This window comes from Streptomyces sp. NPDC059443, from assembly GCF_042750105.1.
Classification (GTDB): Bacteria; Actinomycetota; Actinomycetes; order Streptomycetales; family Streptomycetaceae; genus Streptomyces.
The window spans coordinates 52,595-74,845 of the sequence record NZ_JBHYVM010000014.1; the positions used below are offsets into that span (position 1 = coordinate 52,595).

15 protein-coding genes are annotated in these 22,251 nt (G+C 71.8%); 8 read left to right on the forward strand and 7 right to left on the reverse strand.

Annotated features, from left to right (window positions below; genetic code table 11):
* Positions 1 to 24 precede the first annotated feature (24 nt).
* Complete coding sequence (locus tag ACFXDJ_RS16020) at positions 25 to 1,500, reverse strand: sugar transferase (RefSeq protein WP_384658746.1); 1,476 nt, start codon at positions 1,498 to 1,500, stop codon at positions 25 to 27.
* A 381-nt stretch (positions 1,501 to 1,881) separates the two neighbouring features.
* Here ACFXDJ_RS16020 and ACFXDJ_RS16025 point away from each other — a divergent pair, with 381 nt between their 5' ends.
* Positions 1,882 to 4,149, forward strand: coding sequence for a M4 family metallopeptidase (locus ACFXDJ_RS16025; RefSeq protein WP_384658748.1), 2,268 nt, complete (start codon positions 1,882 to 1,884; stop codon positions 4,147 to 4,149).
* A gap of 238 nt (positions 4,150 to 4,387) precedes the next feature.
* Positions 4,388 to 5,848: a nitronate monooxygenase gene (locus tag ACFXDJ_RS16030; protein ID WP_384658751.1), complete on the forward strand. Its 1,461-nt coding sequence runs from the start codon at positions 4,388 to 4,390 to the stop codon at positions 5,846 to 5,848.
* Between the two features lie 104 nt (positions 5,849 to 5,952).
* Here the strand turns inward: ACFXDJ_RS16030 and ACFXDJ_RS16035 are convergent, their stop codons facing one another.
* Together ACFXDJ_RS16035 and ACFXDJ_RS16040 are read right to left on the reverse strand one after the other, a co-directional pair.
* Positions 5,953 to 6,534 (reverse strand): hypothetical protein, encoded by a 582-nt coding sequence (locus tag ACFXDJ_RS16035; RefSeq protein WP_384654907.1) that lies wholly within the window; start codon positions 6,532 to 6,534, stop codon positions 5,953 to 5,955.
* A 233-nt stretch (positions 6,535 to 6,767) separates the two neighbouring features.
* On the reverse strand, positions 6,768 to 8,306 hold the full coding sequence (locus ACFXDJ_RS16040) for an MFS transporter (RefSeq protein ID WP_384849248.1): 1,539 nt from the start codon (positions 8,304 to 8,306) through the stop codon (positions 6,768 to 6,770).
* 164 nt (positions 8,307 to 8,470) lie between these two features.
* Here ACFXDJ_RS16040 and ACFXDJ_RS16045 point away from each other — a divergent pair, with 164 nt between their 5' ends.
* On the forward strand, positions 8,471 to 9,475 hold the full coding sequence (locus ACFXDJ_RS16045; RefSeq protein WP_384849251.1) for an Lrp/AsnC family transcriptional regulator: 1,005 nt from the start codon (positions 8,471 to 8,473) through the stop codon (positions 9,473 to 9,475).
* Between the two features lie 22 nt (positions 9,476 to 9,497).
* Here ACFXDJ_RS16045 and glgP read toward each other — a convergent pair whose 3' ends face one another.
* Positions 9,498 to 12,134, reverse strand: coding sequence for an alpha-glucan family phosphorylase (gene glgP, locus ACFXDJ_RS16050; RefSeq protein ID WP_384654916.1), 2,637 nt, complete (start codon positions 12,132 to 12,134; stop codon positions 9,498 to 9,500).
* 122 nt (positions 12,135 to 12,256) lie between these two features.
* The gene (locus tag ACFXDJ_RS16055) at positions 12,257 to 12,472 is read right to left on the reverse strand and encodes a hypothetical protein (RefSeq protein WP_384654919.1); all 216 of its coding nucleotides are present in this window, start codon (positions 12,470 to 12,472) and stop codon (positions 12,257 to 12,259) included.
* A gap of 324 nt (positions 12,473 to 12,796) precedes the next feature.
* Between ACFXDJ_RS16055 and ACFXDJ_RS16060 the strand changes: the two genes are divergently transcribed.
* The 4 genes from ACFXDJ_RS16060 to glgB all read left to right on the forward strand — a co-directional run bounded on the left by ACFXDJ_RS16060 (position 12,797) and on the right by glgB (position 20,393).
* Positions 12,797 to 14,791, forward strand: coding sequence for a maltotransferase domain-containing protein (locus ACFXDJ_RS16060; RefSeq protein ID WP_384654921.1), 1,995 nt, complete (start codon positions 12,797 to 12,799; stop codon positions 14,789 to 14,791).
* Positions 14,788 to 16,482, forward strand: coding sequence for a maltose alpha-D-glucosyltransferase (gene treS / locus ACFXDJ_RS16065; protein ID WP_384654924.1), 1,695 nt, complete (start codon positions 14,788 to 14,790; stop codon positions 16,480 to 16,482). The genes ACFXDJ_RS16060 and treS overlap by 4 nt, the downstream gene beginning before the upstream one ends.
* 153 nt (positions 16,483 to 16,635) lie before the next feature.
* Entirely contained in the window at positions 16,636 to 18,075 is a 1,440-nt protein-coding gene (locus ACFXDJ_RS16070) for a maltokinase (protein WP_384654927.1), read from the forward strand.
* Complete coding sequence (gene glgB, locus ACFXDJ_RS16075) at positions 18,072 to 20,393, forward strand: 1,4-alpha-glucan branching enzyme (protein ID WP_384654930.1); 2,322 nt, start codon at positions 18,072 to 18,074, stop codon at positions 20,391 to 20,393. The genes ACFXDJ_RS16070 and glgB overlap by 4 nt, the downstream gene beginning before the upstream one ends.
* Here glgB and ACFXDJ_RS16080 read toward each other — a convergent pair.
* Together ACFXDJ_RS16080 and ACFXDJ_RS16085 are read right to left on the reverse strand one after the other, a co-directional pair.
* The gene (locus tag ACFXDJ_RS16080) at positions 20,377 to 20,751 is read right to left on the reverse strand and encodes a thioredoxin family protein (RefSeq protein WP_384654933.1); all 375 of its coding nucleotides are present in this window, start codon (positions 20,749 to 20,751) and stop codon (positions 20,377 to 20,379) included. The genes glgB and ACFXDJ_RS16080 overlap by 17 nt on opposite strands.
* A gap of 40 nt (positions 20,752 to 20,791) precedes the next feature.
* On the reverse strand, positions 20,792 to 21,184 hold the full coding sequence (locus ACFXDJ_RS16085; RefSeq protein WP_384654936.1) for a MerR family transcriptional regulator: 393 nt from the start codon (positions 21,182 to 21,184) through the stop codon (positions 20,792 to 20,794).
* Positions 21,185 to 21,557: 373 nt separating this feature from the next.
* Between ACFXDJ_RS16085 and ACFXDJ_RS16090 the strand changes: the two genes are divergently transcribed.
* Positions 21,558 to 22,241: a helix-turn-helix domain-containing protein gene (locus tag ACFXDJ_RS16090; RefSeq protein ID WP_384654940.1), complete on the forward strand. Its 684-nt coding sequence runs from the start codon at positions 21,558 to 21,560 to the stop codon at positions 22,239 to 22,241.
* The last annotated feature ends 10 nt before the right edge of the window (positions 22,242 to 22,251 follow it).

The window sequence follows — 22,251 nt, forward strand, 5'->3', positions numbered from 1 at the left end:
GCGCCGGGCCGGGAGCAACGGCCCTCAGTACGCTCCTCGTCCGTCGACCACGGCTCGGAGCGTGCGGCCCATGAGGTCCACGTCACTGGTGAAGGACCAGTTGTCCACGTACTGCAGGTCGAGCTGGATCGTCTCGTCCCAGGACAGGTCGGACCGGCCGCTGATCTGCCACAGCCCGGTCATCCCCGGCCGCACCGTGAGCCGGCGCAGCTCGACCTCGTCGTACTTCGCCACCTCCTCGGGCAGCGGCGGACGCGGGCCGACCAGCGACATGTTCCCGGCCACCACGTTGATCAGCTGTGGCAGTTCGTCCATGGAGGTGCGGCGCAGCAGCCGGCCGATCCGGGTCACCCGGGGGTCGCGCCGCATCTTGAACATCAGGCCGTCGTTCTCGTTGGATCCGGATAACTCGGCCTTCAGCGCGTCCGCGTCCACGACCATCGTGCGGAACTTCCACATGACGAACGGGACTCCGTCCCGCCCGATGCGCCGCTGCCGGTAGAAGGCGGGCCCGGGCGAGCCGAGCCGGATCGCGAGGACCGTTCCGAGGAACGCCGGCGAGAGCAGCACCAGCCCGACCGCCGCCGCCACCCGGTCCAGTACGGACTTCAGCACGCTCTGCACGCCCCCGCTCACCGGCGGCGCCACCCGGAGCACGGCCAGGCCGCCCGCGGACAGGGTCTCCAGCCGCTTGACGGAGACCTCCACCAGTCCGGGGAAGACCGCCAGTTCCAGCCCGGCGTCGTGCAGGGCCCAGGCGATCCGGCGCAGCCGATCCCCCGCGAGCCGCGCCCCCGGGGCGACGAGCACCAGGTCGGCGTTGTGCGCGGCGACCGCGCCGAGCACGGCGCCGGAGTCCCCGTGCGGGGTCGGCGCCATCGCCGGGCCGAGCCGGGCCGCGACGGGCACCCCGCTGGCGATCTCGCCGGGCCCGACGGGGACGACGCCGACGACCACGTACGGGTGGTCGGTGCGCGCGGCGAGGTGTCCGATGACGGACTCGGCGGCGTCGGGCTCGCCGACCACCAGTACCCGGCTCACGGCCTGGGCCTCGCGCCGGGCGGCGGAGAGGTGGCGGTAGGTCAGTTTATGGCAGGCGACGGTGACGAGCAGAGCGGGCAGCAGGGCGCCGAGCGCGGACAGCCGGGGGGTGTTCTCACCGGTGACCACGCGGGCCACGGCGAGTACACCGATCAGAATCAGCCAGTCGTGTACGACCGGCAGAACACCCCGGGACTCCCCGAGCACACGGGCCGCGTACCGCCTCCGAAGCGCCTGCACTCCGGTCCAGGCGACGGCGGCGCCGAGGGCGCAGTAACCGGGTCTGGCCTGCTGCGCGGCCTCGAAGACCAGGCCGACGGGCAGGCCCGCGCCGACTAAGTCGGCGGTGACTGCGGCGGGCAGGTACCAGCGCGCTTTGTCTCCGAGCTTCCGGGCCGGCACAACAGCCTCTTTGGCTGTTCTGGCCACTCTTTGCACAGGAATATGGACATGCCTCATGGGCCCCCCCTGGCACGTGGTTTATGACAGTGGCGCGAGTCCGCGGCTTCCCCGGGCAGTGGACATCTGACGCACCGGGAAACAGTACGACAAACGCCCGTACGGTAATTGCCGTTTCAGGGAACCGGACGTCTTGTTGTCCGAGCGTTAGTGGTCGGTATGACGCATTCCGGATATTGGGCGCTTCTCTCGCACACTCAGGTGAATGTTCCGGATACCGGATACGTCGCTTCGGACAACGGACCGTTTCCAGCCAACCTTTTGACGCGGCCCTGACATCACATCTCTCAGATGGCACTCTTCGACCGTTCTTCGCACCAGCCCGATCTGCCCGGAGGCCCACCCAGCCATCCGGAACCCCCCTTGCAGAAGGAGTCTGCGTTGAGTCTCACCCCCCAGCGGCGTGCCACCACGGCCGGCGCGCTTGTTGCCGCGGCCGCCATGCTCGCCGTAGGCATCCAGACCGGTACGGCCACCGCCGACGCCACCGCGTCGAAGGCCGGTTCGGTCGCCCAGGCCAACCCAGGCGCAGCTGCTTACCAGCTCAGCCCCTCCGAGCGTGCGACGCTCATAGCCGACGCCAACTCGACCACCGTCCAGGCCGCGAAGGCCCTCGGTCTCGGCGACCAGGAGAAGCTGGTCGTCCGCGATGTCGTCAAGGACGCGGACGGAACCACGCACACCACCTACGAGCGCACCTACGGCGGACTCCCGGTGCTCGGCGGTGACCTGACCGTCCACGCCAAGGGCGGCGTCACCAAGAGCATCACCAAGGCCACGAACCACGAGATCAAGGTCGCCGACACCACCGCGACGGTCACCACGGCCGCCGCCGAGGGCCAGGCCGTCTCCGCCGCCTCGGCCGCGGGCTCGAAGGAGGCCAAGGCCGCCAAGGGCGCGCGCAAGGTGATCTGGGCCGCCGACGGCGCTCCCGTCCTCGCGTACGAGACCGTCGTGGGGGGCCTCCAGGACGACGGCACCCCGAGCCAGCTGCACGTGATCACCAACGCCAAGACCGGCGCCAAGATCTCCCAGTGGCAGGCCATCGAGACCGGCACCGGCAACACCATGTACAGCGGCCAGGTCACGCTGGGCACCGCGGCCTCGGGCAGCAACTTCACGCTGACCGACACCGGGCGCGGCAACCACAAGACGTACGACCTCAACGGGGGCAGCTCCGGCACCGGCACGCTGTTCTCCGGTCCGGACGACATCTGGGGCACCGGCGCCGCCTCCAGCCGGGAGACCGCCGGCGCGGACGCCCACTACGGCGCCCAGCTGACGTGGGACTTCTACAAGAACGTCATGGGCCGCAACGGCATCCGCAACGACGGCGTGGCCCCGTACAGCCGGGTCCACTACGGCAACGCGTACGTCAACGCGTTCTGGGACGACACCTGCTTCTGCATGACCTACGGCGACGGCACCAGCAACACCCACCCGCTGACCTCGATCGACGTGGCCGCGCACGAGATGACCCATGGTCTGACCTCGGTCACCGGCAACATGGCCTACAGCGGTGAGTCCGGCGGTCTGAACGAGGCCACCTCCGACATCATGGGCACCTCCGTCGAGTTCTACGCCAACAACCCGACCGACGTCGGCGACTACCTCATCGGCGAGAAGATCGACATCAACGGCGACGGCTCCCCGCTGCGCTACCAGGACAAGCCGAGCAAGGACGGCAGCTCCGCGGACGCCTGGTACTCGGGCGTCGGCAACCTCGACGTCCACTACTCTTCGGGCCCGGCCAACCACTGGTTCTACCTGGCCTCCGAGGGCTCCGGCGCCAAGGTCATCAACGGGGTCAGCTACAACTCGCCGACCTCGGACGGACTCCCGGTCACCGGGGTCGGCCGCGACGCCGCCTCGAAGATCTGGTTCCGCGCGCTGACGGTCGGCTACTTCAAGTCGACCACCAACTACGCCGACGCCCGCACCCAGACGCTGAAGGCCGCCGCCGACCTCTACGGGCTGGGCTCGACCACGTACAACAACGTGGCCAACGCCTGGGCCGCGATCAACGTCGGCCCCCGCGTCGTCCAGGGCGTCACGGTCACCAACCCCGGTAACCAGAACACCGTCACGGGCAGCGCCGTCAGCCTCCAGGTCCAGGCCAGCAGCACCAACGCCGGCGCCCTGACCTACTCGGCCACGGGTCTGCCGACCGGTGTGTCGATCAACTCCTCGACCGGCCTGATCTCCGGGACCGCCTCCACCGCCGGTACGTACAACACGACGATCACGGTGACGGACTCGGCGAACCAGACCGGTACGGCCTCCCTCGTCTGGACGGTCGGCACCTCGCAGCAGAGCGTGTTCGAGAACACGAACGACTACCAGATCGCGGACAACTCCACGGTGGAGTCCCCGATCGTGGTGAACCGCACGGGCAACGCCCCGAGCACCCTCAAGGTGGAAGTGCACATCGTCCACACCTACGTCGGTGACCTGAAGGTCGACCTCGTCGCCCCCGACGGCACCGTCTTCAACCTGCGCAACCGCACCGGCGGCAGCGCGGACAACATCGACCAGACCTTCACGGTCAACGCCTCGGCCAAGGCCGCGGCGGGAACCTGGAAGCTCCGGGTGGCCGACATGGCCGCCCTGGACACCGGCTACATCAACAGCTGGAAGCTCACCTTCTGATCCCCACGAGGGAGCGGAACTGAGCCAGAGCTGAACCGCTAGATCACGGGGCCGCCCGGGAGCAGACTCCCCCGGGCGGCCCTGTTCCACGTCCTGTTCCATTCGCCCCCGCCGGGCAGGGTCCAGTTCCCCCCGGGGCCGGGACCTTCGGCGCCTTCCGGCGGGCCGCTCCGGGGTCATAGTGGAAATCAGCGAACCTACGGAACCGTAGGTTCGGGTGATTCCGAGGACGTGACCCATGCCCCAGACCCCCACGACAGCCCCCGCCGCACAGCACCCCTGGCTGATCCAGGGCGGCATGGGCGTCGGCGTCTCCGGCTGGCGGCTGGCGAAGGCCGTCTCCGGCGAGGGCCAGCTGGGCGTGGTCTCGGGAACGGCCCTGGACGCCGTACTGGCCCGCGTGCTCCAGACCGGCGACCCCGGCGGCCACGCCCGCCGGGCCCTGGCCGCCTTCCCGCTGCCGGAGCTCGCCCAGACCGCGCTCGACCTCTACTTCCGCGAGGGCGGCCTCGCGGACGGCGCACCGATGCGCACCACCCCGCGCCTGCGGGCGACGGGCGGATCGCAGGCCGAAATCCTCACCGTCCTCGGCAACTTCGCCGAGGTCTGGCTCGCCAAGGAGGGACACGACGGTGTCATCGGCATCAACTACCTGGAGAAGATCCAGCTCGCCACCGCCCCCGCGATGTTCGGCGCGATCCTGGCAGGCGTCGACTACGTGCTCGTGGGCGCGGGAGTCCCCGGTCAGATCCCTGCCCTCGCCTCAAGGCTGGCGCGCTACGAACGCTGCGTGAACAAGATCGATGTGGAGGGCGACGAGGAACCCCTGGAGCACCTCTTCGACCCCCGCGCCCTGCTCGCCGGGCACCTGCCCGGCCCGCTGCGCCGCCCCCACGTCCTGGCCATCGTCTCGCTCCCGGTCCTCGCCACCTATCTGGCCCGGGACGAGGCCACCCGCCCCGACGGCTTCGTGATCGAGACCAGCCGGGCGGGCGGGCACAGCGCCCCGCCCCGCGGTCCGATGAAGCTCGACGAGGCCGGCGAGCCCGTCTACGGCCCGCGCGACGACCCGGATCTCGCCAAGATGACGGCCCTGGGGCTGCCGTTCTGGCTCGCCGGCGGCCAGGCCAGTCCCGGGGCGGTGTCCGAAGCCCTCGCCGCGGGGGCGGCCGGGGTCCAGGTCGGCAGCGCGTTCGCGCTGTGCGAGGAGTCCGGGATGGTCCGCCACCTGCGCGAGGAGCTGCTGGACCGGGCCCACACCGGCACCCTCTCGGTCCGCAACGACCCCGAGGCCTCGCCGACCTCGTTCCCCTTCAAGGTGGCGGACCTGCCGGGGACCGTCTCCGAGCCGGAGGTGGCCGCGGCCCGGCGCCGGGTCTGCGACCTCGGATTCCTGCGCACCCCGGTACGGGGTCCGCGCGGCCTGGTCTACCGCTGTGCGGCCGAGCCGGTCGCCGCGTACGTGCGCAAGGGCGGCGACGAGGCCGACACCAAGGGCCGCCAGTGCCTGTGCAACGGCCTGCTGGCCACCATCGGGTTGGCGCAGCGCCGGCCGCACGGCCGGGTGGAGCCCCCGCTGGTGACGATCGGCAAGGACCTGTCGTTCCTGCCGGAGCTCGCCCCGAACGCCGAGCCGTACACGGCGGCGGACGTGGTGCGCTGGCTGTCGGACGGCGCGGTCCGGCCCGCCGCCGGCTGAGCGGCGCCCGTACGCGGGACGGCCCGGTACCCCCTCGGGGGTGCCGGGCCGTCCCGCTGACCGGCAGTGGTCAGCTGATGGTGCTCAGCGGTGGTCAGGGGTGGTCAGCCGATGGCGCGGAAGATGGACGCGAAGAAGTCCGGAGCCGACCGGGCCGACCGGGCCGGCCCGTCGGCGGCGCGGGGGGCGGCGTGACTGCGGTCGTCGTCGTCACGGCCGTCACCGCGGCCGTCACCGCGGCCCTCGTGGCGGCCCTCGTCATCACGGTCGTCGTCACGGCCGTCGTGGCGTCCGTCATGACGGCCCTCGTGGCGGTCGTCGTTGTCGGTCGGCTTGAAGAGGGCGGAGCGCACCTCCGTGTCCCGCAACACCTCGCCCGGCTCCAGCTCCGCCTGCGCCGTCCCTCCGCAATTGCGGTCCTGGAAGAGCACGGCGAGGGACTCGGTGTCGTTCTCCACCCGGTGGGCCGCACGGCGCCCGCTGGCGTTCGTCAGGCGGTAGCAGGTGTCGTTGTCCGCCGGGCGGATCCTCCCCTCACGGTGCTCGCCGTCCTCGTCGACGAAGCGGTAGTGCAGCGTGCCGAGGTGCTCGCGGTCGTCGTGGTCGTTTGCGTACGACAGCCCCGCGGTCGGCAGGACGATCGCGAGAGCGCCGACGAGTGCTGTGGCGGTGGTGCGAAGACGCATGGGGAGTCCGTTCCTCGGGTTCCTCGGATGCCTGGTCCGGTGGGCATCCGCGGGCAGCGTAGGAGCGGACGGTCCCGCCGAAACGATTTGGCACGGAGGCGCGTTCGAAGGTTCACCCTCCCGGTCCCCACGGCGGCCCGAACGCCGCAACGCCCCGGATCCGCGTGGGATTCGGGGCGTACGGGGCTGTGGACGAGGCTGCGTACGGTGCTGCGCGCGCCGGCCAAGACCGCTCAGGCGGCGGCGCGTTCGGCGGCCGGGTCCTTGCCGCTGCGCGGACCCACCGGACCGTTCGAACCCTGCGGACCCTGCGGAGCCGCGGCGGGCCGGCGGACCAGCGCCAGTACGATCACCACGCCCGCCAGGCCCATCGCCCCCGAGACCCAGAAGGTGTCCCGCAGCCCGCTCGCGAAGGCCGCGTCCACCCACTCCCTGGCCGCCGGAACCGTGTGCAGCAGCCGGGCCGCCCCGCCCCCGGCCAGCGCCTCGGCCGTGCCGTGCGGCTGACCGGAGCCGGCCAGCCCGTCTTCCAGCCCGGACTGGAAGACCGCGCCGAGCACCGCGATGCCCAGCGCCATGCCCAGCTGGCGCGCGGTGTTGAGGGCGCCGCCCGCCATCCCGGCGCGGGCCGGGGGCACGGCCCCCATCGCGGCGGCCGCGAGGGCCGGGGAGATCATTCCGACGCCCACACCGGTGACCGCCAGACCGGCCGCCAGTGCCGTCCAGCCGTCCCCGTCGTCCAGCATCCAGCCCTGGAGCAGGGCGCCCGCGCCGATCAGGAACAGCCCGCCGCCGATGGTGAGCCGGGCCGGGGCCCCGTGCATCAGCTTGCCGGTCACGGCGGCGACCACGAAGGCGGCCAGGCTCAACGGCAGCACCGTCATGCCGGCGGCGACCGGGCCCAGGCCCTCGGCGCTCTGGAGCCACAGGGAGATGAACATCATGTACCCGAAGGCGGCGCCGGACATCAGCAGCGCGGCGGCCATGACGGCCACGAAGGTCGGGCTGCGGAACAGCGAGAGGTCCAGCATCGGCCGGGAGCTGCGCAGTTCGACGAGGACGAAGGCGGCGAAGGCCGCCGCGCTCAGGGCGAACAGGCCGAGGGTGGTCGCGGAGGTCCAGCCGTTCTCGCCGACCCGGATCAGGGCGTAGGTGACGGCCGCGGCTCCGGTGGTGAAGGTGACCATGCCGGGCAGGTCCAGGCCCTTGGCGTGCGGGTCGCGGGACTCGGTGACGGCCCTGAGGGTGACGTACACGGCGAGGGCGCAGACCGGCAGGTTGATGAAGAAGATCCAGCGCCAGCCGAACTGCTCGGTGAGCAGCCCGCCGATGATGGGACCGGCCGCGGCCGCGGCTCCGTTGACCGCGCCCCAGACGCCGAAGGCGACGCCCCGGTCGCGGCCCTGGTAGGCGGAGCTGAGCAGGGCCATGGTGGTGGCGAACATCGCGGCGCCGCCGATGCCCTGGACGGCGCGGAAGGCGATCAGCGCGGCCGGTCCGCTCGCCAGACCGCAGGCCAGCGAGGCGGCGGCGAAGAGCCCGAGCCCGCCGAGGTAGACGCGGCGGCGGCCGATGCGGTCGGCGAGCGATCCGGCTCCGAGGAGCAGGGCGGCCAGGGCGAGGGCGTATATGTCCATCACCCACTGGAGGCCGGAGAACCCGGTCCGCATGTCGGTGGCCATGTCGGGCAGGGCGACGGTCACGATCGTGACGTCGACCAGGAGCATGAACGCCCCGAGACACACCGCCGTCAGGGGCAGCCATTTACGCATGGGAGGACTCCTCGGGAATCCGCCGGATCCGGGATGCGGCGGGTCTGGGGTGGGACGGGGGCGTTTCGATGAGCTCAAGGTGTCAGCCCGGCCCCCGCACCCCCCACCCAATGGACCAGATCCGGCGGATTCCCGCCATCGGATGCCCTGAGATGATGGAAACCATGCAGACCACGGAGCTGGACACCCTCGACCGCGCGCTGATCCAGGCGCTCATGATCGACGGCCGGGCCCCCTTCAGCCGTCTCGCCGAGGTGCTGGAGGTCTCGGACCAGACCGTCGTGCGCCGCTACCGCCGGCTGCACGCGCGGGGCATGGTCCGGGTGATCGGGCTGCCGCTGGGCAGCCGCGTGGGTCTCACCGAATCCTGGCTGCGCGTCCAGTGCGCCCCCGACGCCGCGCGGGCGGTCGCCTCCGCGCTGGCCCGACGCCCGGACATCGCCTGGGTGAAGCTCGGCTCCGGCGGCACCGACATCCACTGCATGACCAAGGCCCGCAACCGGGCCGACCGCGACGCCCTGCTGCTCGACAAACTGCCGCGCACCCGCCGGGTGACCGGGGTCTCCGCGCACAACATCCTGCGCCGGTTCAGCGGCGGTCCCGAGCGGTGGTTGGGCCTGGACGTGCTGCGCCCCGATCAGGTGGCGGCCCTGGAGCCGCCGGCTCCGGCGGACGCCGGGACCGAGCGCCACGTGCTCGACGACACCGAGCTCGCGATCCTGGCCGTGCTCGCCCAGGACGGCCGCGCCGGATACCCGGAGCTGGCCCGCGCGACCGGGCTGTCGGAGTCCACGGCCCGGCGGCGGCTGGAGCGGCTGCGCGAGACGGGGGTGATGTACCTCGACGTGGAGGTCGTGCCGCAGCCGCTGGGGTACGAGGCGGAGACCACCCTGATGTTGACCGTGGCCCCGGCCCGGCTCGCCCGGGTGGGCGCCGCGCTGACGAGCCACCCGGAGGTGCCGTTCGCGGCCGCGGTGACGGGTTCGGCGAACCTGCTCGCCGTGGTGGTGTGCCGGGACTCCGACGCCCTGTACACGTACCTGACGGAGCGGATCGGCGCGGTGCCCGGCATCCGCCAGGTGGAGGTCATCCCGACCCTGCTGAACGTCAAGCGGGCCGGGCTGCTGGTGGAGGACGGGCGGCTGGTGGACCCGCCGCCCGTCCTCTGAGGCCCCGTCTCCCGGGCCCCTGCTACCGCAGGAGTACGCCGCCTCCCGCGTCCGTGTCCACCGGCCCGGCGACCAGGCCCAGTTCGGCCGGGGTCGCCAGCAGCGGGTGCGCCGGCAGGATCCGTACGGTGTACCCGAAGGGCCCCGTACGGTCGAGGGCGAGCGGGCCCTCGTACAGCCAGCGGCCCTCCAGGTCCGGTCCGCCGGCGGGCTTGAGCGGGAAGGTCCGCCCGCCCTGGATCACGTCCTGGGCGTCGACCCGGCCCGCGACGGCCTGTACCTCCACGTCCTCGGGCGCGAGGGCGTCGAGCGAGACCTGGACGCGCAGGGTGAGGGTGGCCCCGAGTTCGGCGGTGCCGCCGACCGGGCCCGCGGGCAGGGCCTCCACGTGCTCGACGGTGAGCTGCGGCCAGGCCGCCCGGACCCGCCCCTTCCACCAGGCGAGGTCCCGGGCCGCGTCCGGGGTCAGGGCGCGGTGGGCGAGCGCGGCCGGCGCGTAGAGCCGTTCCACGTACTCCCGCACCATCCGTCCCGCCAGCACCTTGGGTCCCAGGGAGACGAGGGTGCGCCGGACCATCTCGATCCACCGCACCGGGAGTCCGCCGCGTCCGGCCCGGTCGTAGAACCGGGGGGCGACCCGGCCCTCGATCAGGTCGTAGAGGGCGTTCGCCTCCAGGTCGTCGCGCCGGTCCTCGTCCGTGCCGAGGCCGTCGGCGGTCGGGATGGCCCAGCCGAAGTCCGGCTCGAACCATTCGTCCCACCAGCCGTCCAGGACGGACAGGTTGAGGCAGCCGTTCAGCGCGGCCTTCATGCCGCTGGTGCCGCACGCCTCCAGGGGCCGCAGCGGGTTGTTGAGCCAGACGTCGCAGCCCGGGTAGAGCTTCTGCGCCATGGCCATGCCGTAGTCGGGCAGGAACACGATCCGGTGGCGCACGCGCGGGTCGTCGGCGAACCGCACCAGCTCCTGCACGAGCCGCTTCCCGCCGTCGTCGGCCGGGTGCGCCTTGCCCGCGACCACGATCTGCACGGGCCGGTCCGGGTCGAGCAGGAGCCGGCGCAGCCGCTCGGGGTCGCGCAGCATCAGCGTGAGCCGCTTGTAGGACGGGACCCGGCGGGCGAAGCCGATGGTCAGCACGTCCGGGTCGAGTACGGAGTCCACCCAGCCGAGTTCGGCGTTGGCGGCCCCCCGCTGGCGCCACGAGGCGCGCAGGCGGTCCCGTACCTCTTGCACCAGCTGTTCCCGCAGGACCCGGCGCAGGTCCCAGACGTCCTGGTCGGGGATGTCGGCGACGGCGTCCCAGCGCTGGGAGCCGCCGACGGACAGCGCGTCCTCGGTCCGCCCGGCGCCGATCTGCTTCGCGCCGAGCCTGACGACCTCGGGCGCCACCCAGGTCGGGGCGTGCACCCCGTTCGTCACGGAGGTGATGGGCACGTCGGCGGGGTCGAAGCCCGGCCACAGCCCGGCGAACATCTCCCGGCTGACGGCTCCGTGCAGGGTGGAGACCCCGTTCGCCCGCTGGGCCAGGCGCAGCCCCATGACCGCCATGTTGAACACCCCCGGGTCGCCGCCGGGGTACGTCTCGGCGCCGAGCTCCAGGATCCGGCCGACCGGTACGCCGGCCAGCTCGCCGCCGTCGCCGAAGTGGCGGGCGACCAGGGTCCGGTCGAAGCGGTCGATGCCGGCGGGCACGGGGGTGTGCGTCGTGAAGACGGTCCCGGCGCGGACGGCTTCGACGGCGGCGTCGAATCCGAGCCCCTGCTGCCCTTCCAGTTCCCTTATGCGCTCCAGGCCCAGGAACCCCGCGTGTCCCTCGTTCGTGTGGAACACCTCGGGGTCGGGATGCCCGGTGATCCGGCAGTAGGCCCGTACGGCCCGCACCCCGCCGATCCCCAGCAGCATCTCCTGCAACAGCCGGTGGTCGCTGCCGCCCCCGTACAGCCGGTCGGTCACCTCGCGGGCCACGGCATCGTTGTCCTCGACGTCCGAGTCGAGGAGCAGCAGCGGCACCCGGCCGACCCGGGCCTGCCAGATGTGCGCGTGCAGGGCGCGGCCGGCGGGGAGGGTGAGGGAGACCCGGGCCGGGGCGCCCCCCTCCTCCCTCACCAGTGCGACGGGCAGTTCGTTGGGGTCGAGCACCGGATAGTGCTCCTGCTGCCAGCCGTCCCGGGAGAGGGACTGGCGGAAGTACCCGTGCCGGTAGAGCAGTCCGACGCCGATGAGGGGTACGCCGAGGTCGCTGGCGGCTTTGAGGTGGTCCCCGGCGAGGATCCCGAGCCCGCCGGAGTACTGGGGCAGAGCGGCGGTGATCCCGAACTCGGGGGAGAAGTAGGCGATGGCGGCGGGCAGCTCCGCGGCCGCCTCGTGGCCTTGGTACCACCTCCCGCCGTGGACGTAGTCATCGAGGTCGGCGGCCGCGACGGCGAGCCGCCGCAGGAACCGCCGGTCCCCGGCGAGCTCGGCGATCCGCGCGGCGGACACGGCGCCGAGCAGCCGGACGGGATCCCCTCCGGCTGCCTGCCAGCCCTCGGGATCGACGGATTGGAAGAGCTCCCGGGTCTCCGCATGCCAGGACCAGCGCAGATTGCGCGCGAGATCGGCGAGCGGCGAAAGGGGCTCGGGGAGGACGGGGCGCACGGTGAATCGACGGATAGCCTTCACGCGTTCCACCTTCGCAGGGGATTACGGATCGAAGCGGCCGCACCACGCTGTGCACCGCGAGCGTCACCCTCGGAAGGCTAGCGCCGGGACCCCGGCCGGACCATGGCGCCTCGACCGACCCCCTACGGGCCCGCGGCCTCCAACAGCTTCCCCAGGTACGGCCGCAGCGTGCCTGTCGCGTCCACCACGTAGGTGTGCGGTTCCCCGGGCTCTCCCGGGGCCGGTCCGGTGGCGTCCAGGTCCGCCGGGGTGCGTATCGCCCGGCCTCGGGCGCCGGGAAGTACCGCCGCGGCGAGTTCGGGCGGGCCCGCGTACCGGAACAGCGGAGCGGTGGACATCCGGTAGTCCTTTCCGAGTTGACGGAGCATCGGCGGAAGTCGGGCCGGGGCTTGGGGATACCCGTGCGAGTACGTACGAGTAGTTAACCAAGGACGCGGAATGGTCCGGGCTGGAGTGGGAAGGGCTCCCGGGTACGCGCACGGCGCACCCTCCCCCCGACCTCTCCCGCCACCCGAGTGAACGCGGACAGGAGCGGCCATGCCCGCAGCCCAGCCGTCTTCCGAGCAGCTAGAAACAGAGCGAACAGAGCGTGCACTACCAGCCGCCATGCCGGCTGGCCTGTTGTCACCGAGCCCTGCGAACTGCCCCCAGGTGATCCCATCATGATCGGTCGCATTCCCGTGCTGGACGTCCGCCCTGCCGTCGACTGCGGCGTCAGACCCGCCAAGGCGGTGGTGGACGAGGTCTTCGAGATTTCCGCCACCGTGTTCCGAGAAGGGCACGACGCCGTCGCCGCCCATGTCGTGCTCCGCGATCCGAGCGGGCGGCTGCGGCCTCCCGTGCCCCTGTCCGAGCTCGCTCCCGGCACCGACCGGTGGGGGGCGCGGGTGTCCGCCGAGGTCGAGGGGAGGTGGACGTACACCGTCGAGGCGTGGAGCGACCCGGTGGCCACCTGGCGGGCCCACGCGGCGATCAAGATCCCCGCCGGGATCGACGCGGGGCTGACGCTGCTCGAAGGCGCCGAGCTCTACGAGCGGGCCGCCGCGAAGATTCCCAAGCGCGACGGGCGCGAGACCGTGCTCGCCGCCGCCGACGCGATGCGCGACGAGGACCGCGAGGTCGCCGTGCGGTACGCGGCCGCCGTCGATCCGCGGGTCGCGCAGACCCTGGCCAAGCGCCCGTACCGGGAGCTGGTCACCGCCTCCAAGCCGCTGCCGCTGCTGATCGAGCGCAAGCGGGCGCTCTTCGGCTCCTGGTACGAGATGTTCCCCCGGTCGGAGGGGGCGGTGCTGGAGCCCGGCGCCGAGCCCGTCAGCGGGACCTTCCGCACGGCCGCCGAGCGGCTTCCCGCCGTCGCCGCCATGGGCTTCGACGTGGTCTACCTGCCGCCCATCCACCCCATTGGAAGTACGTACCGGAAGGGGCCCAACAACACGCTCTCCGCCGGGAGTTGGGACCCGGGAGTGCCCTGGGCCATCGGTTCCACCGAGGGCGGCCACGACGCCGTCCACCCGGAGCTCGGCACCATCGAGGACTTCGACGCCTTCGTGGCGAAGGCGCGCGAGCTGCGCATCGAGGTGGCGCTGGACTTCGCCCTCCAGTGCTCCCCGGACCACCCGTGGGTGGAGAAGCACCCGGAGTGGTTCCGCCACCGCGCCGACGGGACGATCGCGTACGCGGAGAACCCGCCGAAGAAGTACCAGGACATCTTCCCGATCCACTTCGACGCCGACATGCCCGGCATCATCGAGGAGACGGTACGGGTCCTGCGGCACTGGATGGAGCACGGCGTCCGCATCTTCCGGGTGGACAATCCGCACACCAAGCCGGTGGTCTTCTGGCAGAAGGTGATCGCGGACATCAACAAGTCCGACCCGGACGTGATCTTCCTGGCCGAGGCCTTCACCCGGCCCGCGATGATGCGGACCCTCGCCGCCGTCGGCTTCCAGCAGTCCTACACGTACTTCACCTGGCGCAATACCAAGGCCGAGCTCACCGAGTACCTGACCGAGCTCGCGGACACCCGCTCCGCCTCCGTCATGCGGCCGAATTTCTTCGTCAACACGCCCGACATCCTCCACGAATACCTTCAGCGCGGGGGCCGCCCCGCCTTCGAGATCCGCGCGGTCCTCGCCGCCACCCTCTCCCCGACCTGGGGGGTCTACGCCGGCTACGAGCTCTGCGAGAACTCCCCCGTCAAGGAGGGCAGCGAGGAGTACCTGAACTCGGAGAAGTACGAGCTGCGCCCGCGCGACTGGGCCGCCGCCGACCGCGAGGGCCGCACGATCGCCCCGCTGATCACGGCCCTGAACCGGATGCGCCGCCGCAACCCCGCGCTCCAGCAGCTCCGCGACATCCATTTCCACCCGACCGACAACGAACAGGTGATCGCCTATTCGAAGCACTCCGGGGCAAATTCCGTACTGGTGGTCGTCAACCTCGATCCGCACCACACCCAGGAGGCGACGGTCTCGTTGGACATGCCGGTACTCGGCCTCGACTGGCACGGGTCCCTCGCGGTGCGCGACGAGCTCACCGGCGAGACCTATCACTGGGGCAGGGCGAACTACGTGCGCCTAGAGCCGGGCCGCACGCCCGCGCACGTACTTGCGGCTCTGCGACCGTCCCCGCCCACCGGAGGGTCACCCACCTCATGATGATCAACGATCCCGTCCACGACACCTTCGAGGACACCCCCGTCAAGGACCGCGACCCCGACTGGTTCAAGCGGGCGGTCTTCTACGAGGTCCTCGTCCGCTCCTTCCACGACAGCAACGGCGACGGCGTGGGTGACCTCAAGGGGCTCACCGCCAAGCTGGACTACCTCCAGTGGCTCGGCGTCGACTGCCTCTGGCTCCCGCCGTTCTTCGCCTCACCCCTGCGCGACGGGGGCTACGACGTCTCCGACTACACCTCCGTGCTGCCCGAGTTCGGCGACCTCGCCGACTTCGTGGAGTTCGTGGACGCCGCGCACACCCGCGGCATGCGGGTGATCATCGACTTCGTCATGAACCACACGAGCGATCAGCACGAGTGGTTCCAGCAGTCCCGCAAGGACCCGGACGGGCCCTACGGCGACTACTACATGTGGGCCGACAACGACAAGCAGTACCAGGACGCCCGCATCATCTTCGTCGACACCGAGACCTCGAACTGGACGTACGACCCGGTCCGCAAGCAGTACTACTGGCACCGGTTCTTCTCCCACCAGCCGGACCTCAACTACGAGAACCCGGCCGTCGTCGAGGAGATCGTCTCCGCGCTCCGGTTCTGGCTCGACCTCGGCATCGACGGGTTCCGCCTCGACGCCGTGCCCTACCTGTACGCGGAGGAGGGCACCAACTGCGAGAACCTGCCGCGCACCCACACCCTCCTCAAGCGGGTCCGCGCCGAGATCGACGCGCACTACCCGGACACCGTGCTGCTCGCCGAGGCCAACCAGTGGCCCGAGGACGTGGTCGACTACTTCGGCGACTTCGAGAAGGGCGGGGACGAATGCCACATGGCCTTCCACTTCCCCGTCATGCCGCGCATCTTCATGGCCGTGCGAAGAGAGTCCCGCTACCCGGTCTCGGAAATCCTCGCCAAGACCCCGGCCATCCCGCAGAGCTGCCAGTGGGGCATCTTCCTGCGCAACCACGACGAGCTCACCCTCGAAATGGTCACGGACGAAGAGCGCGACTACATGTACGCCGAGTACGCCAAGGACCCGCGCATGCGGGCCAACATCGGCATCCGGCGCCGGCTCGCCCCGCTGCTGGACAACGACCGCAACCAGATGGAGCTGTTCACCGCCCTGCTGCTGTCGCTGCCCGGTTCGCCGGTGCTGTACTACGGCGACGAGATCGGGATGGGCGACAACATCTGGCTCGGCGACCGCGACGGCGTCCGCACGCCGATGCAGTGGACCCCGGACCGCAACGCCGGTTTCTCCTCGTGTGATCCGGGCAGGCTGAACCTGCCGGTCATCATGGACCCGGTCCACGGGTACCAGGTCACCAATGTCGAGGCGGCCATGGCGTCGCCCTCGTCCTTGCTGCACTGGACCCGCCGGCTGATCGAGGTCCGCAAGGCGAACCCCGCCTTCGGGCTCGGCTCGTACACCGAACTGCCTTCGTCGAACCCGGCGGTGCTCGCTTTCCTGCGCGAGTACGGGGACGACCTGGTGCTGTGCGTGCACAACTTCTCGCGCTTCGCGCAGCCCACCGAACTGGATCTGCGGTCGTTCCACGGACGGGTCCCGGTGGAACTCACCGGCGACGTCCGCTTCCCGCCGATCGGCGAGTGGCCGTACCTGCTGACCCTGGCGGGCCACGGCTTCTACTGGTTCCGCCTGCGCACGGAGTAGGAACCGGACCCGGGGCGGGCGCGGCGAATGGGTCAACCGCCCGCCCCTGTACGGACCATCCTGACCCGACACTCGCACACACCGGAGAAGCAACCCATGCGATCCGGGACACTCTGCGCATTCTTTGACGGCCCGGGGAAAGGACGCGACGCCATGTCGGAGGCTGCATCCGCCCGGGAATGGCTCACGGCCGACCGGGCCGCCGGGCTCGGCCCGCTGGAGCCGATGCTGAGGGCCTGGCTGCCCGCGCAGCGCTGGTTCGCGGGCAAGGGCCGCGCCATCGGAAGACTGCGGACCATCTCAGCCGCCGAACTGCTGCCGCCGGGCTCCGCGCCCGGACTCCTGCACCTGCTGCTGGACGTGGACGGGGACTGCTACCAGCTGCTGCTCGGCATCCGCCCGAGCCCGCTGCCGCCCGCGCTCGCGCCCACGCTGATCGGCCGCGCCGAGCAGGGCCCGTACGCCGGCCAGTCGGTCTACGAGGGCCTCGGCGATCCGCGGATCGCCTCGCTGCTGCTGGAGCGGCTGCGCTCCCCCGGAACCTTCGGCCCGCTCCGCTTCGACCGGGACCCGGCCGCCGTGATCCCCGAGGCCCCCACGCCCCGGCCGCTGTCCGGTGAACAGACCAACTCCTCCCTGATCTACGGGGATTCGTACATCCTCAAGGTGTTCAGACGGGTCGGCCCCGGGGTCAACCCCGATCTGGAGCTCCCCCGCGCCCTGGCCACCGCCGGCTGCGCCCGGGTGCCCGCGCCGGTCGCCTGGTACGAGGCCGAGCTGCCCGGCTCCGAACCGCTGACCCTGGGCGTGCTCCAGCCGTACCTGCGCGGCTCCGACGACGGCTGGCAGCTCGCGCTGCACCGGCTGCGCGCCGGGGCCGACTTCACCGCCGAGGCGCACGCGCTGGGCCGGGCCACCGCCGAGGTGCACAGTGCGCTGGCCGGGGCCCTGCCGACGGTCGCGCTGGGTCCGGAGCAGACGGCCCGGCTGGCCGCCGGGATGACCGCGCGGCTGGCCGCCACCGCCCGCGAGGTGCCCGCGCTGCGGCCCTACGAAGCCGGCCTGCGCGGGGCCTTCGACGCGCTGGCCGCCTCCCGCGGGGCCGGGGTCCCCGCCCAGCGGATCCACGGAGACCTGCACCTGGGCCAGACCCTGCGCACCGCGGACGGCAGTTGGGCGCTGATCGACTTCGAGGGCGAACCGGCCCGGCCGCTGGCCGACCGGCGCCGCCCCGAGCCCGCGGTCCGGGACATCGCCGGGATACTGCGCTCCTTCGACTACGCCGCCCGCTCGCACCGGCCCTTCGCCCCCGCCTGGGCGGACGCCTGCCGGGCCGCCTTCTGCGAGGGCTACGCCCGCACCACCGGACGGGACCCGCGCGAGGACCCCGTACTCCTGCGCGCGTACGAGACCGACAAGGCGGTGTACGAGGCCCGGTACGAGTCCCGGCACCGCCCCGACTGGCTGCACGTGCCGATGGCCGCGATCCGCCGGCTGTCCGAACCCCAGCGCCCCCCTTCCCACCGCACCCATCCGCCCGCCCCCGGCGGAGCCACCCCCCACCCGAAGCCCCCGAGGAGGCCGCTCGCGTGAGCGCCGCACGACAGCCGTCACCGACCGTCCGCGACGAAGCCGCTGTCGCCGTCACCACCCCCGCCCCCGGCCCGTCCCTCGAACCGGGCGCGAAGAAGACCCGGCCGCCGCGGGCCCGCCGGGCCGCCCCGCCGCACGGGGTCCGGCCGGCGCCCGCGCTGGGAGCGGAGGAACGGGCCCGGCTCCTGGAGGGCCGCCACCACGATCCCCACGGGGTGCTGGGCGCCCGCGTCCAGCGGGGCGGGGTGTCCTTCCGGGTGCTGCGCCCGTACGCGAAGGCGGTGACCATCCTCGCCAAGGGGCTGCGGGCCGAGCTCTTCGACGACGGGGACGGGCTGTTCTCCGGGCTGCTGCCGCTGACCGGGGTACCGGACTACAAGCTGCTGGTGGCGTACGACAGCGACGAGGTGGAGGTCCACGACCCCTACCGCTTCCTGCCCGCGCTCGGCGAACTCGACCTGCACCTGATCGGCGAGGGCCGGCACGAGGAGCTGTGGACGGCGCTCGGCGCGGAGCCGATGGAGCACCAGGGCACGGCCGGCACCCGGTTCACGGTGTGGGCGCCGAACGCCCAGGGGGTACGGGTCACCGGGGACTTCTCGCACTGGGACTCGGTCGCCTATCCGATGCGCTCGCTCGGCGCGACCGGCGTGTGGGAGCTGTTCCTGCCGGGGGTCGGCGCGGGCGCCCTGTACAAGTACGACATCACCCGCCCTGACGGCTCGCACACCCTGCGCGCCGACCCGATGGCGAAGCACGCCGAGGTCCCGCCGGCCAACGCCTCGGTGGTGACGGCCTCCTCCTACGTCTGGCAGGACGCCGAGTGGATGGCGACGCGCGGCGCCCGCCCGCCGCACCAGGCCCCGTTCTCCGTGTACGAGCTGCACCTGGCGTCCTGGCGGCCGGGGCTCTCGTACCGGCAGCTGGCCGAGCAGCTGCCCGCGTACGTGACGGAGCTCGGCTTCACGCACGTGGAGCTGATGCCGGTCGCCGAGCACCCCTTCGGCGGTTCCTGGGGCTACCAGGTCACCGGCTTCTACGCACCGACCTCCCGGATGGGCACCCCGGACGACTTCCGCTTCCTGGTGGACTGCCTGCACCGGGCCGGGATCGGGGTGATCGTCGACTGGGTGCCGGCGCACTTCCCGCGCGACGACTGGGCGCTCGCCGAGTTCGACGGACGGCCGCTGTACGAGCACCACGACCCGCAGCGGGCCGCGCACCCGGACTGGGGGACGCTGGAGTTCGACTACGGCCGCCGCGAGGTCAGGAACTTCCTCGTCGCCAACGCCGTCTACTGGTGCCAGGAGTTCCACGTCGACGGGCTGCGCGTGGACGCGGTGGCCTCGATGCTCTACCTCGACTACTCGCGCTCCGAGGGCGAGTGGACCCCGAACGAGCACGGCGGCCGGGAGAACCTGGACGCGGTCGCCCTGCTCCAGGAGATGAACGCGACCGTCTACCGCCGCTGCCCCGGCGTGGTGACGATCGCCGAGGAGTCCACCGCGTGGCCGGGCGTCACCCGGCCCACCGACGGGGGCGGGCTCGGCTTCGGCCTGAAGTGGAACATGGGCTGGATGCACGACACCCTGCGCTACGCGTCGAAGGACTCGGTGCACCGCAAGTACCACCACCACGACATGACCTTCGGGATGGTCTACGCGTTCAGCGAGAACTACGTGCTGCCGATCTCGCACGACGAGGTGGTGCACGGCAAGCGCTCGCTGGTGTCGAAGATGCCCGGGGACTGGTGGCAGCAGCGGGCCGCGCACCGGGCGTACCTGGGCTTCATGTGGGCCCACCCCGGCAAGCAACTCCTCTTCATGGGACAGGAGTTCGCGCAGGGCTCGGAGTGGTCCGAGACGTACGGGCCGGACTGGTGGCTGCTGGACTCCTCCTACGCGGCGGCCGGCGACCACCGGGGCGTACGCAGCCTCGTGGGCGACCTGAACCGCACCTACCGGGCGGCGCCCGCCCTGTGGGAACGGGACACCGCGCCGGAGGGCTTCGCGTGGGTGGAGGCGGACGCCGCGGAGGACAACGTCTTCGCGTTCCTGCGGTTCGCGCAGGACGGCTCGCAGCTGCTGTGCGTCTCGAACTTCTCCCCGGTGGTCCGGCACGGGTACCGGATCGGGGTCCCGGAGGAGGTGTCGCTGTGGCGGGAGGTGCTCAACACCGACCGGGAGCCCTACGGCGGCAGCGGCGTCCACCACGCGCAGCCGCTGCGGCCGGAGCCGGTGGCGGCCCAGGGGCGGGCGGCGAGCCTGCGCCTGACCCTCCCGCCGCTGGCCACGGTCTGGCTCAGGCCGATGCCGTAGCGGGAGCCGGAGCCGTCGTCGCCCGGGCCATGTGCTCCTCCAGCTCCTGGAGGAGCTTGCGCTTGGCCCGGGCCCCGACCATCTGCCGGACGGGCTCGCCGTCGCGGAAGACGAGCAGGGTCGGCATGGACAGCACCCCGTACCGCGCGAGGGCGGCGGGGTTGCGGTCCGCCTCGATCTGGACGACCTTGAGCCGGTCGGCCTCCTCGGCGGCGATCGCCGACAGGACGGGCGCGAGCTGGCGGCACGGGCCGCACCAGTCGGCGGTGAACTCCACGAGGACGGGCCGGCCGCGCTCGCCGAGCACCTCCGCCTCGAAGTCCGCGTCGGTCACTTCTTGCACGCCATGAGCCTTCATCGTTCTTTCCCCTCTTCCGGTCATTGGGTCCCGGTCGGTCTCAGCCGGTCAGTTCGCATCTGGGCCGCGCCGCCGCTTCGGCCTCGGCCTCGGCCTCGGCCAGCTGGCCCGCCACCTGGTCGCGCACTTCTGCGAGGCGGCCGAGCAGGGCGTCCAGCTCGGCGAGTTTGCGGCGGTAGACGACGAGCGAGGCCGGGCAGGAGTCGCCGGCCGGATGCCCGGCCCGCAGGCATTCCACGAACGGGCGGGTCTCCTCCAGCTCGAAGCCGAAGTCCTGGAGCGTGCGGATCTCGCGAAGCAGCCGCAGGTCCTCCTCGTCGTAGGTGCGGTAGCCGTTGCCGTCACGCCGCGCGGGCAGCAGCCCCCGTGACTCGTAGTACCTGAGCGTCCGGGTGCTGATGCCCGCCCGCTCGGCCAGTTCGCCGATTCGCATGGCCCGAACGTAATCCTTGACGTCGACGTCAAGGCAAGAGGAGATCCGAGGAGGGGTCCGGAGGGGGATCCGGAGAGGGATACGGGGAGGCCCTCGCCACCCCCGTGAGCGAGGACCTCCGCCCGGGAGTACGTACCGGCCGCGTGGCCGGTTCACGACGTTCGCAAGCCTGTGAGGGAGGTCACGCAGGGGGCTATCGCTTCGACCGGCCGGAAACGTACGCTAGGAAGTGGATCACCGATCGATCCGATTACCGGACAGTCGCAGGGAAAACCGACCAAAGCCCTTTACACCATAGGACGTTCCTACGACTTATGGGCTTGTTTGTTTGGTCTGTAGTCGCCGCACCTCGGCCACTCCTACGGTGTGGCGTGTGCACTCCAGCCCACCTTTCAATGCCCCCGCCGCGCGTCGTCTCCGCGCGGCCCTGGGCATGGCGCCCGGCCATGTCGCTTACGGCCTGCGCGCCCAGTACGGACTGATCGTCACGCCCGAGACCGTGATGGGGTGGGAGCGTGGCGAGATATCGCCCACCTCCGCCGAACTCACGGCCCTCGCCGGTGTGCTCTGGTGCTCCCCCGGCGAGCTGCTCGCCGAGCCGGTCACTTTGCGGGAGCACCGGATCGCCAGGGGTCTGGCCGTGGACGAGCTGGCCCGGCGGATCGGCCTGGAGTCGAACTCGTACCAGAAGATGGAGGAGACCGGCCGCTGGAAGGGCAACGAGCGGCAGTCCGCCGCCCTGGCCACGGTGCTCGGACTGAGCCTGGCCCAGTTCGTGACGGCGACCGGCAAGAACGAGGAACTGGCCGACATGCTGCGCAGCGCGGCGACCACCCGCTGGCAGGCGTACGTGAAACCGCTGAACAAGCTGCTTCCGGTGCCCAAGGCCCACCTGGAGCGGGTGCTGGAGCAGCTGCACGTCGACTACCAGTCGAAGATGGTGGCGACCCTCAGCTGGGGCGGCGGAGGGGGCGAAGCCGCCAGCGGGGACGCGGGGCGCGAGTTCCTCGCGGACATCGTGGACCACTTCTGGCACGCCGCCGGCGGTGCGGCGTAGGACACACCGC